Origin of the sequence: Paeniroseomonas aquatica (assembly GCF_030409335.1) — a bacterium.
GTDB classification, from domain to species: Bacteria; Pseudomonadota; Alphaproteobacteria; order Acetobacterales; family Acetobacteraceae; genus Belnapia; species Belnapia aquatica.
The window spans coordinates 95669-107006 of record NZ_JAUFPN010000170.1; the positions used below are offsets into that span (position 1 = coordinate 95669).

The following is an 11338-nucleotide window of genomic DNA, read 5'->3' on the forward strand; positions in this document are numbered from 1 at the left end:
CCCGCCTGGCGCGGGCCTGCCGTCAGGCTTCAGGCGGCGACGGGCACCGGCACGGTGCTCATCCAGCCATGTGGGTCCGGGGCACGGCCGTATTGCAGCGCGACGATCGCGTCGTAGAGCCGCTGCGTCACCGGGCCGGTCTGGCCGCCGCCGATGCGGATGGTCTCGCCCTTGTAGCCGAGCTCGCCGACCGGGGAGACCACCGCGGCGGTGCCGGTGCCCCACATCTCGGCCAGGGTGCCGTCGCGGCCGGCCTGCATGACCTCCTCGATGGCGATCTTCCGCTCGGAGACCTTCAGGCCCCAGTCGCGCATCAGGGTCAGCGCCGAGTTGCGCGTCACGCCATCGAGGATGGTGCCGGCCAGCGGCGGGGTGATCACCTCGTCGCCGATCCGCAGCATGATGTTCATGGTGCCGACCTCGTCGACGAAGCGCCGCTCGATGCCGTCGAGCCAGAGCACCTGGGTATAGCCCTGGCGCTCCGCATCCTGCTGCGCCGCCAGCGAGGCGGCGTAATTGGCCGCCGTCTTGGCCTCCCCCAGCCCGCCCTGCACCGCGCGGACGTACTTGTCCGTCGCCAGGATGCGGACCGGCTTCACCCCTTCCTTGTAGTAGGAGCCGACCGGGGAGCAGATGACGAAATAGGTATAGCTGTGCGCCGGATGGACGCCGAGCTGGACCTCCGTCGCGATGACGGTCGGGCGGATATAGAGCGAGGTGCCGGGGCTCGAGGGCACCCAGGCATGGTCGGCCGAGACGATCGCCTCGAAGGAGCGGCGGATGAGGTTCGCGTCCATGGTGGGGATGCAGAGCGCGGCGCAGGAGCGGTTCAGCCGTTCGGCATGGCGCTGGGCGCGGAACAGCCGGATGGTCCCGTCCCCGCCGCGGAAGGCCTTCAGCCCGTCGAACACCGCCTGGCCGTAGTGCAGGACGGAGGTGGCGGGGTCGAGCGTCAGCGGGGCATAGGGGACGACGCGGGGGTCGTGCCAGCCGCGGCCTTCCTCGTAGTTCATCATGAACATGTGGTCGGTCAGGACCTTGCCGAAGGACAGGGTCGAGTCCTCGGGTCGGCGCTGCGGCGTCCGGGTCTGGGTGAAGCCGATGGTGGGTTCGTTCATGGACGCCATGGCGCTGAATTCCGCATCATTGTTTCGTATGGACTCACTCTAACGAAATACATCTTCATAGGCTATCGGCCGCACCGGCATTCCAGCCATGCGCCCCCCAGACATGCGCCCCTGGCCCGGCCGTAACCGGCGGGATTTCCCCCCTTGCCCGCGGCGGCTGCCTCGGTGAGTCTGCCGCCGCAATCCGAGGAGGCCTCCCATGAAGCTGTTCTATGCGCCCGGCGCCTGTTCCATCGGCATTCATGTCCTGCTGGAAGAAATCGGCAAGCCCTATGAGCCGGTGGCGCTGAACATCCGCGAGGGTGCCCAGTTCAAGCCGGAATTCACCCAGATCAACCCGAAGTCCAAGGTGCCGACCCTGGTGAAGGACGACGGCGGCGTCGTCACCGAATACCCGGCGATCGCGCTCTGGCTTGCCAGCAGCTTCCCCGAGGCCAAGCTGCTTCCGGCCGGTGCCGACAAGCTGGCCAAGGCCCTGGAGTACACCGATTTCGCGGTGGCCACGCTGCATATGCAGGGCTTCTCCCGGATCTTCCGCCCGGCCAATTTCGCTCCGAACGAGGCCGACCACGCGGCGGTGAAGGCGAAGGGCGAGGAGATCTTCAAGAAGGGCCTCGGGGTCTTCGACGCGGCGCTGGAGGGCAAGGACTACCTGCTCGGCGAATTCTCCTTCGCCGATAGCGCGCTGTTCTATGTCTCCTTCTGGTGGAACGGCCGGCTGGGCAACGAGCTGCCGCCGAATGTCGCCGCGCATTACGCCCGGATGAAGGCCCGGCCCGCGGTGCAGCGGACGCTCGCGGCCGAAGGCCTGAGCTGAGGATGGCCGTCGTGGCAGAGCAGCTGAACCGCATTCCCTTCTGGTTCCTCCGCCACGGCGAGACGGACTGGAACGCCCAGGGCCTGTCCCAGGGCCGCAGCGACATCGCGCTGAACGGCATCGGCCAGGCGCAGGCGAAGCGGGCGGCGCAGACCCTGCTCGGCCTCGGCCCCATCGCCACCATCGTCGCCTCCCCGCTCATCCGTGCGCGGGTGACGGCGGAGGTGGCGGCGGCGGCGCTCGGCCTGCCGGTCGGCTTCGACGAGGAGCTGCAGGAGGTCTCCTTCGGCGAGCAGGAAGGCCTGCCGATGGGGGACTGGTACGACGACTGGATCGCCGGCCACTACACCCCGGCCGGCGCCGAGACCTTCGCCGGGCTGGTCGCCCGGGCCGTCGCCGCGGTGAACCGGGCCACGGCGCTGCCCGGCCCGGTGCTCATCGTCGCGCATGGCGCGCTGTTCCGCGCCCTGCGGCTGGCCTTCGGCCACGAGCCGAACGTCCGCACCCCGAATGCCCTGCCCATCTACTGCGCGCCGCCGGTCGGCGGCCCCGATGGCGGCAATATCTGGGAGGTCACGCCGGCGGCGCTGGCGCCGGAGTGACCACCACGAAACGGCGGTAGACCGCGCCCAGCGCGATGAGCGCCAGGCCGAGCCCGAGGAAGCTGAGCACCCGCCACAGCCCCTCGAGCTCGGCCATGTCGACGAGGAAGGCCTTGAGGATCGTCAGCCCGATCGCCGCCAGCGCCGCCAGCCGCAGCGCCGGCACGCCCTGGCGGATGCCAAGCGCCAGCAGCGCCGCGCCGAAGGCCAGCCAGGCGCCGCTATAGGCATAGAGCTCCGAGCCGCCGATCGGCTCCAGGTCGAGCGACATCTCGGCGGGGTGGAAATGGTGCCGCACCTCCAGCGTCACCCAGGTGAAGCCGGCGGCCAGGGCATAAAGCGCCAGCAGCTTGCCGAACCAGCGCGGGCCCGCCGCCCGCACCGCCAGAGCGGCCAGCACGGCCGGCACCGCATAGGCCAGCGCCAGCTCGTTGAGGATCGGCCAGGGCGAGAGCGCGACGCCGGCCTCCAACGCCGGATTGGCCACCACCAGCCCGGCGCCGATCGCCACCACCAGCCCCTGCAGCAGCCGCCAGCCCCAGGCCAGCACCGGCCGGCCGCCGGCCCGCCCATCCAGCCATCGGGTGACGGCGGCGAGCAGCGCCAGGGCGGTGAGCTGCAGCGCCGCCTCGCGGAAGGGCCAGCCTGCCGCCCGCATCGGCTCGCCACCGGTCAGGGCATGGCGGATCTCGAGCACCACCAGCGCGGTGGTGAAGACCAGCGCCCCGGCTTCGAGCACCGCGACCAGCAGGTCGTCGCGGCGGCGGCGGAACATCCAGGCCGCCAGGGCGAAGCTCGCCGCCGGCACGCCATAGGCGGCCAGCAGGCCATTCGCCAGCGGCGTGCTGCCGAAGGCGTAATCCGCGATGTTCCAGTTCAGCAGCAGCCGCGCCAGCACCAGGGTGGCGACCGCCAGGGCGACATGGCGCAGGGGAGTGAGGCCGCTGCGGCCTTCCACCCAGGCCAGCGGCGGCAGGAACAGCGCCACGGCCAGGGTCAGCCATTGGTCGGACAGCACCATGGCCGCCCCCAGCGCCAGCGCCGCCATGGCGCCGGCGGCGTGGGCGCCGGCACGTTGCGGCGCGGCCTCCCGTTGCGCCAGGCCCGCCAGCCCGACCAGCCCGGCGGCGAGCGCCAGCGCCGCCAGCGCCCAGCGGGCATCAAGGGCGAAGCCACGCACCCGGGCATAGGCCACCAGCAGCACCAGCACCGGCACCGCGGCCGGCAGCGCCGCCCAGGCCAGCGGGTGGGGGGCACGGCGCTCCTGCCAGATGCCCACCGCCGCATGCAGCGCGGCCAGCAACGCGGCACAGCCGAGGAAGGGGACCAGCGCCTCGGGCGGCCAGGGATGGATCGGCAGCAGCGCCTGCACCACGCCGTCGATGGTCACCGCCTCATTCGGCGGCAGCCAGGCCGGGATGGTCCAGCCGAGCAGCAGCAGCAGCCCGGCCAGCGCCGCGACCCAGGGCAGCAGCACCAGCCGCGGCTCCCGCGCCGCCCGCGCCAGGGCGATGGGCGAGAACAGCAGCACTCCCGCCGCCGGGGCCAGGCCGCTGGCGCCGGGCACCAGAACCAACCCCGCCGCCGCCAGCACCGCGAAGGGCAGGAAGGCGAGCCGGCGCCCGAGGCCGCTCTCGAGCGCCGCACCCGGCAGCAGGACGACATGCAGCGCGGCCGCGGCCGGGGCGAAGAGCGCCGGGAACCACAACTCGCCCGGGCTGGCCGCGATCATCCCGCCGGCGACCACCCAGCCCGCCGCGGCGATGGTGGCGCACCAGCCGAGCCAGGCAGCGCCGACCTGCCGCAGCACCACCAGCGCCGCCGCCGTCACCGCCAGCAGATAGAGGAACAGGCTGGGCAGGGAAGGATCCTGGGTCTCGACCAGGGCCGGGGTGACATAGGCGCCGGCGATGCCGATGGCAGCGACCACCGGGCCGAAGACCAGGGCCAGGGCGATCCCGCCCAGGGCCGCCAGCGCCAGCAGGGCGATGCCCAGCAGCGGCGGCACCAGCCCGTACATCGGCCCGGTCGCATAGGCGGCGCCGAACAGGATGGCGACGCCGCCGGCCGCGAGCGCCGCCGGCGCCTGATCCGGCCAGGGGAGGCCGGGCCGCTCCGCCGCCGGCCGCCGCCGCAGCCATTCGGCGCCGAGCACCAGCGCCAGCCCGAGCAGCGCGGCGAGGCCGCAGCGTGCCTCCGGCCCCAGCCAGCCTTCCTCCACCGCCGTCCGCACCAGGAAGACGCCCGCCAGCAACAGGGCCCCGGCCCCGAGCCAGACACCCAGGCGGAGGGTCAGCAGTTCCTCGAGCCCCGGCCGCCGCCGGGCCGGGGCGGGGAGGGGATCGGCGACCGGCTCCGGCTCCGGCGGCATCGCCTCCGGCCTGTCCGGCGCCGGTTCCTCCGGCCGGGCCCAGGGCGAGGGCGGGGCCGGCGCAGCTTCCGCGAGCGGCACGCCCCCGGCGCGCAAGGCCGCCTCCAGGGCCACCACCCGACGTTGCAGGCCGCCGGCCCGGACGTAACCGGCGATCCCCAGCCCCCAGCCGAGGAAGAAGCCGAGAATCAGCAGGATGAGCATTGCTTCCATTGGGGAACGCTCCGCTAGCGAACCCGCTTGGTCAAGGCGCCGCCCGTCGCTTCCGGGCGGCGGTGGCGCGCTGTTGCACGGCCTTCGCCGATCCGCTAACTCCCGGACCGACGCGGGCACCCCTGGAGGCCCGCGCGCTTGGCGTTGCGCCCATGTCGGTGCGCGTCGCCAGGTTCATAGTCCTTAGCAAACGGAGTACCGACCATGGTCCAAACCATTCGGATCGAGGCCGAGTCGCGTGAGCAGGCCGGTAAGGGGGCGGCGCGCGCAACTCGGAAAGGGGGCCTGGTCCCCGCAGTGATCTATGGCGCGAAGCAGGAGGCGACGCTGATCGCCCTCGACCCGCGCGACATCATGAAGGAACTGCACAAGGGCGGCTGGCAGAGCCACCTGTACGAGGTCGCGGTAAAGGGTGGCGGGACGGAGCGCACCCTGATGCGCGACATCCAGTTCCACCCGGTCAGCGACCGCCCGATCCACGTCGACTTCCAGCGCCTCGCCGCCGGCCAGAAGATCCGCGTGAAGGTGCTCGTCAGCTTCCTGAACGAGGACACCTGCCCCGGCATCAAGACCGGCGGCGTGCTGAACGTCGTCCGCCGCGACATCGAGGTCTTCGCCGACCCCGACCAGGTGCCAGAGGCCTTCGAGATCGACCTGGCCGCCGCCGAGATCGGCGACAGCCTGCGCTGGTCCGCGGTGAAGGACCAGTTCGGCACCCGGGCCGTCATCGACCGCGACTTCGTGGTGGCGACCGTCGCCGCCCCGACGGTGGTCGAGGACATCGCCCCAGTGGTCGCCGCCCCGGTCGAGCCGGCGCCCGTCAAGGGCAAGGGCGGCAAGGCCGCTGCCGCGCCGGCCGCGGCCGCCAAGGCCCCCGCCAAGAAGAAGTAGTCCACAACACCGGACGAGACGACGATGCTGCTCTGGGTCGGCCTGGGCAATCCCGAGCCGTCCCAGGCGCGGCACCGCCACAACATCGGCTTCATGGCGCTCGATGCGATCGCCCGCCGCCATGGCTTCTCGCCATGGCGGCAGCGGTTCAAGGGCCTGATCGCCGAAGGCAGCATCGCCGGCACCAAGGTGCTGGCGCTGAAGCCGCTGACCTACATGAACGGCTCCGGCGAGGCGGTGCAGCCGGCCGCGGCCTTCCACAAGATCCCGCCCGGCGAGATCTGCGCCTTCCACGACGAGCTCGACCTGGCGCCCGGCAAGGTGCGGGTGAAGCGCGGCGGCGGCGCGGCCGGGCACAACGGCCTGCGAGACATGCAGCGGGCGCTGGGTTCGCCGGACTTCTGGCGGGTCCGCCTCGGCATCGGCCATCCCGGCCACAAAGACCGGGTGACCGGCCATGTGCTGGGCAATTTCGCCAAGGTGGACGACTGGCTGGAGCCGCTGGTGGACGCCGTGGCCGATGCCGCGCCGCTGCTGGCCGGCGGCAAGCCGGAGGAGTTCATGACCCGCGTCGCCTTCCTGACCCAGGAGACCCGCTGATGCAGCCGCCGATGGATCCCGAGGAGGCTGATTTCAGCGGCGGCATGGGCGGCCCGGGGGCCGAGGATTTCGCCAATGGCGCCGCCACCCTGGCCGCGGCCATGGTGCGCGAGGCCCAGGCGCTCGCCGCCACGGCCGCCGCGCTGCGCCAGGCCGCCGCCATCAGCCCGGGCGACCCCAACGGCGGGCCGCTGTCCGATATCCGGCGCCAGCGGGTGGCGCTCGCCGCCGCCGGCGAGGCGGCGATGAAGGCGGCGCTGCTGCTGGATGCCGCCGAGATCACCGGCGGCGGCGGCAACCCCGCCGGGCTGGCCGACCGCATCGCCGCCGCCGCCCGGCGCGGCGGCACCCTGCCGGGCGTGCTGGCGGCGCTGATCCGCGCCGCCGCCCTGGCGCGCGGCACCGATGACGGCGCGGCCCGCATCGCCGCCGCCACCATCGCCCAGACCCTGGCCGAATTGCTCGGTCGCGCCCGTTAGGCTGTCCACCTCAGGCGATCACGCTCTAGGAGAGTATCGTGGGTTTCAACTGCGGCATCGTCGGCCTGCCCAATGTCGGCAAATCCACGCTGTTCAATGCGCTGACCGAAACGGCAGCGGCGCAGGCGGCGAATTATCCCTTCTGCACCATCGAGCCGAACGTCGGCCGCGTCGGCGTGCCCGACCCGCGCCTCGGTGAGCTGGCGCGCATCGGCAAGAGCCAGAAGATCGTCCCGACCACGCTGGAGTTCGTCGATATCGCCGGGCTTGTGCGCGGCGCCTCGAAGGGCGAGGGCCTGGGCAACCAGTTCCTGGCGAACATCCGGGAGGTGGACGCCATCGTCCATGTCCTCCGCTGCTTCGAGGACGGCGACGTCACCCATGTCGAGGGCAGCGTCGACCCGGTGCGGGATGCCGAGACGGTCGAGACCGAGCTGATGCTGGCCGATCTCGAGGGCCTGGAGAAGCGCCAGATCGGCCTGCAGAAGCGGGCCAAGAACGGCGACAAGGAGGCGATCTCGCAGCTGGTGCTGATCGACCCGATCGTCACCGCGCTGCAGGCCGGCCGCCCCGCCCGCACCGCGGTGCCGAAGGGCGAGGAGGAAGCGGCCAAGCGCCTGCAGCTGCTGACCACCAAGCCGGTGCTCTATGTCTGCAACGTCGAGGAAGGCTCGGCCGGCACCGGCAACGCCTTCTCCGAGCGGGTCTTCGCCATGGCCGCGGCGCAGGGCGCCCGGGCCGTGGTCGTCTCCGCCGCGATCGAGGCCGAGATCAGCCAGATGCCGCCTGCCGACCGCGGCGACTTCCTCGAGAGCCTCGGCCTGCCGGATGCCGGCCTCGATCGCGTCATCCGCGCCGGCTACGCGCTGCTCGGCCTGCTGACCTATTTCACCGTCGGCCCGAAGGAGACGCGGGCCTGGACCATCACCCGCGGGATGAAGGCGCCGCAGGCCGCCGGCGTCATCCACGGCGACTTCGAGCGCGGCTTCATCGCCTGCGAGACCATCGCCTATGACGACTACGTGGCCCTCGGCGGCGAGCAGGGCGCCAAGGAAGCCGGCCGGATGCGGGTCGAGGGCAAGGAATACCTGGTGAAGGACGGCGACGTCCTGCTGTTCCGCTTCAACGTCTAGCAGGTGCTGCCCGACTTCTCCGCCAATGCCCTGGCGGTCGGCATCGCCTTCCTGCTCGGCGCGCTGGTCGGCGCAGAGCGGGAATGGCGGCGCCACCCCGGCGGTCTGCGGTCCTGCGCGGTGGTCGCCGCCGCGGCATGCGTCTTCGCCCGCATCGCGGTGGAGCATGGCGGCAGCAATCCGGGCGCGGCGCTGGGCGCCATCGCCACCGGCGTCGGCTTCCTCGGCGCCGGGGTCATCTTGCGGCGCGGCACCACCGTCCGTGGCCTCTCGACCGCCGCCACCTTCTGGGCCGTGGCCGCCCTCGGCACCGCCGCCGGCCTGAACGAGTTCGGCATGGCGCTGGGGCTGACCGTCCTGGTGCTCTTCGCCCATGTCATGCTGCGGCGGCTCTCGGCCTGGATCGAGCACCGCGCCCCACCGCCTGAAAGTGGTCCTCGCTAGTGTCTTCGGCCCCGCGCCGGCAGCAGCGCGCCACCCGCATCGCCTTCTTCCTCGCCGGCTGCATCATGGCCGGCTGGGCACCGCTGGTGCCCTTCGCCAAGGCCCGGCTGGAGGTTTCGGACGGGGTGCTGGGGCTGCTGCTGCTCGGCCTCGGCATCGGCTCCATCCTGGCGATGCCGCTGGCGGGCGCCGCTGCGGCCCGCCTCGGGTGCCGTTTCGTGATCATCCTGGGTAGCCTGCTGGCCTGCGCGGCGCTGCCGTTGCTTGCCGTCGTCGCGCAGCCCTGGCTGCTGCTGGCCGTCCTGCTGGTCTTCGGCGCCGGGATCGGCGCGGTGGATGTCGCCATGAACATGCAGGCGATCATCGTCGAGCGGGCCAGCGGCCGGCCGCTGATGTCCGGCTTCCATGGCCTGTTCAGCCTGGGCGGCCTGGCCGGCGCGGCGGGCATGGCCGCGCTGCTGGCGGCCGGCGCCGCGCCGCTGCTGGCCGCCCTCGCCGAGGCCGCCCTGGCACTCGGCGCCCTGGCGGTCGCGGCGCCGCATCTGCTGCCGCAGGGCAGCCGCAGCGAGGGTCCCGCCTTCGCCTTGCCGCATGGGGTGGTGCTGGCCATCGGCGCGCTGTGCTGCATCGCCTTCCTGGCGGAAGGCGCGGTGCTGGACTGGGGCGCCATCTTCCTGGCCGGGGAGGGCGCGGCGGGGCGGGGGCTCGACCCGGCCTATGCCGGCCTCGGCTATGCCGCCTTCTCCCTCACCATGACCATCGGCCGGCTGACCGGGGACCGCATCGTGCAGCGGTTCGGCCCCCGGCGCGTGCTGGTCGCCGGCGGGCTGCTCGCCGCCGGCGGATTCGCCCTGGCGGTCGCCGTTCCGGCCTGGGAGGCCGGGCTGCTCGGCTTCGCGCTGGTCGGTGCCGGGGCCTCGAACATCGTGCCGGTGCTGTTTACCGCGATCGGCCGGCAGACGGCCATGCCGGAAAGCCTGGCGGTCCCGGCGGTGACCACCCTCGGCTATGCCGGCGTGCTGGCCGGGCCGGCGGCGATCGGCATCCTCGCCCAGGTCATCGGCCTATCGATGGCCCTGCTGCTGGTGGCCGGGCTGCTGCTGGCGGTCGTCGTCGGCGGCTGGAGGCTGCGCGAGCTGGGCTAGGGCCGGCGGCCCGGCCGAGGTCACCGCGCCGCCGGCCCCTCAGCTGCGCTTGGTCATGCGGACGGCATAGCTGCACAGCCCGTTGCGGTATTCGCCGATGAACACCCCATCGGCGAAGACCCCGGTGGTGGCGATGCTGCGGTCGAGCGAATCGACCATCCGGATCCCGCCTTCCTGCGCCACGATGCCGGACTGGGTCTGCCGCGTCGTCGGGTTCAGCACGAAGGTCGCCCGGCCCCGGGTCACCGTGATCTGCCGCTCCTGCGTGGGTGGGCGCGGGCATTCGCGGGTGCGGTCCGGATTGAGGGCGATGGTGCCGGCCCATTGCCCGTCGAAGGCGAGGACCGGCTGCCGCGCTGCCGCCTGCGGGCGGGGTGCGTCGGCGGCACCGGCCCGGGCTGCGGCCGGTTCCGGGATGGTGGTCTCGTTGGCGCAGCCGAGGAGGGAGAGCAGGCCAAGGGCGAGGGCGGCATATCGGGTTTGCATGGCGAGTCCTGTACGTCCTGGCCGCGACGCTGGCCATAGCGGAGACGGGGCGCGAATTTGTACAAGCTTTTGGCCGCCGCCTAGGCTGGCCCCGCAAGAACCCCGGGGGAAGCGGCGATGAAGGTCGGATTCATTGGTCTCGGTAACATGGGCGGTCCGATGTGCCGCAACCTCATCAAGGGCGTGAACCACGAGGTCGTCGTCTACGACCTCGATCCGGCGGCGATGGCGGCCTGCACCGCGGTCGGCGGCACCGCCGGCACCGGGCTGGAGGCCCTGGCGGCGGAGTGCGACGTGATCCTCACCTCGCTGCCGACGCCGAAGCATGTCGAAGCGGTCGCGGCCGTCATCGGGGCCCATGCCGGCGCCGGCACGGTGCTGATCGACCTCAGCACCAACGCCCCCGCCGTGGTCCGCCGCCTGGCCGAGGAGCTGGCGGCCAAGGGCATCGGCTTCCTCGACAGCCCGGTCACCGGCGGCGTCATCCGGGCGACCGACGGCAGCATCGTCATCATGGTCGGCGGCGAGGCGGCGACGGTCGAGGCCAACCGCGGCCTGCTCGCCTCCTTCAGCAGCCAGGTGGTGCATGTCGGGCCGGTGGGCTCCGGTTCGGTCGCCAAGCTGATCAACAACATGCTCGGCCTCTGCAACATGGCCATAGCGGCGGAGGGGCTGATGCTCGGCGCCCTCGCGGGCATCGACATGGGCATCCTGGCCGGCATCATCTCCAACGGCTCGGGCGACAGCGCCGCCTTCCGCGGCATGGCGAACCGGGCGCTGAAGGGCAATTTCAACGCCAGCTTCGCCCTCGACCTTGCCTACAAGGACGTCGGCCTGGCGGTGGATCTCGCGGCCGAGCATGGGCTGCCGGGGCTGATGGCGCCGGAGGCGCTGAACCTGATGCGGATGGGCCGCGCCATGGGGCTCGGCGGGCAGGATTCGACCTCGGTGCTGCAGGTCTATGAGAAGATCATGGGAAAGGAAGCCCGGAGCTAGTGTCCCGACCGAGAAATAGCTAGGCAGTTTTGCT

General features: G+C 72.3%; 12 protein-coding genes. 9 read left to right on the forward strand and 3 right to left on the reverse strand.

From position 1 onward, the window contains the following. Positions 1 to 29 precede the first annotated feature (29 nt). The gene (locus QWZ14_RS18425) at positions 30 to 1127 is read right to left on the reverse strand and encodes a branched-chain amino acid aminotransferase (RefSeq protein WP_290318270.1); all 1098 of its coding nucleotides are present in this window, start codon (positions 1125 to 1127) and stop codon (positions 30 to 32) included. A 199-nt stretch (positions 1128 to 1326) separates the two neighbouring features. Between QWZ14_RS18425 and QWZ14_RS18430 the strand changes: the two genes are divergently transcribed. After that, entirely contained in the window at positions 1327 to 1944 is a 618-nt protein-coding gene (locus tag QWZ14_RS18430) for a glutathione S-transferase family protein (RefSeq protein WP_290318271.1), read from the forward strand. A gap of 2 nt (positions 1945 to 1946) precedes the next feature. Further along, on the forward strand, positions 1947 to 2546 hold the full coding sequence (locus tag QWZ14_RS18435) for a histidine phosphatase family protein (protein ID WP_290318272.1): 600 nt from the start codon (positions 1947 to 1949) through the stop codon (positions 2544 to 2546). Here the strand turns inward: QWZ14_RS18435 and QWZ14_RS18440 are convergent. Next, complete coding sequence (locus QWZ14_RS18440) at positions 2518 to 5130, reverse strand: DUF2339 domain-containing protein (RefSeq protein WP_290318273.1); 2613 nt, start codon at positions 5128 to 5130, stop codon at positions 2518 to 2520. The two genes, QWZ14_RS18435 and QWZ14_RS18440, sit on opposite strands and share 29 nt — an antisense overlap. Before the next feature lie 204 nt (positions 5131 to 5334). On the opposite strand from QWZ14_RS18440, the gene QWZ14_RS18445 reads away from it, so the two are divergent. The 6 genes from QWZ14_RS18445 to QWZ14_RS18470 are packed head-to-tail and all read left to right on the forward strand — an operon-like array spanning position 5335 to position 9822. Further along, positions 5335 to 6021: a 50S ribosomal protein L25/general stress protein Ctc gene (locus QWZ14_RS18445; RefSeq protein ID WP_290318274.1), complete on the forward strand. Its 687-nt coding sequence runs from the start codon at positions 5335 to 5337 to the stop codon at positions 6019 to 6021. Between the two features lie 24 nt (positions 6022 to 6045). Further along, positions 6046 to 6621, forward strand: coding sequence for an aminoacyl-tRNA hydrolase (gene pth, locus QWZ14_RS18450; RefSeq protein WP_290318276.1), 576 nt, complete (start codon positions 6046 to 6048; stop codon positions 6619 to 6621). After that, positions 6621 to 7100 carry a hypothetical protein gene (locus QWZ14_RS18455; protein ID WP_290318277.1) on the forward strand — a complete coding sequence of 160 codons (480 nt, stop codon included), beginning with the start codon at positions 6621 to 6623 and terminating at the stop codon, positions 7098 to 7100. The genes pth and QWZ14_RS18455 overlap by 1 nt, the downstream gene beginning before the upstream one ends. Positions 7101 to 7138: 38 nt before the next feature. Then, positions 7139 to 8233, forward strand: coding sequence for a redox-regulated ATPase YchF (gene ychF / locus QWZ14_RS18460; RefSeq protein ID WP_290318278.1), 1095 nt, complete (start codon positions 7139 to 7141; stop codon positions 8231 to 8233). A gap of 3 nt (positions 8234 to 8236) precedes the next feature. Continuing rightward, a complete protein-coding gene (locus QWZ14_RS18465; RefSeq protein ID WP_290318279.1) occupies positions 8237 to 8677 on the forward strand; it encodes an MgtC/SapB family protein in 441 nt (146 codons plus the stop codon). Beyond that, positions 8677 to 9822, forward strand: a complete 1146-nt coding sequence (locus QWZ14_RS18470) for an MFS transporter (protein WP_290318280.1) — start codon at positions 8677 to 8679, stop codon at positions 9820 to 9822. The genes QWZ14_RS18465 and QWZ14_RS18470 overlap by 1 nt, the downstream gene beginning before the upstream one ends. Before the next feature lie 39 nt (positions 9823 to 9861). Here QWZ14_RS18470 and QWZ14_RS18475 read toward each other — a convergent pair whose 3' ends face one another. After that, the gene (locus QWZ14_RS18475; RefSeq protein WP_290318281.1) at positions 9862 to 10308 is read right to left on the reverse strand and encodes a hypothetical protein; all 447 of its coding nucleotides are present in this window, start codon (positions 10306 to 10308) and stop codon (positions 9862 to 9864) included. Between the two features lie 117 nt (positions 10309 to 10425). Here QWZ14_RS18475 and QWZ14_RS18480 point away from each other — a divergent pair, with 117 nt between their 5' ends. Then, positions 10426 to 11304, forward strand: a complete 879-nt coding sequence (locus QWZ14_RS18480; RefSeq protein ID WP_290318282.1) for an NAD(P)-dependent oxidoreductase — start codon at positions 10426 to 10428, stop codon at positions 11302 to 11304. Positions 11305 to 11338 lie beyond the last annotated feature (34 nt).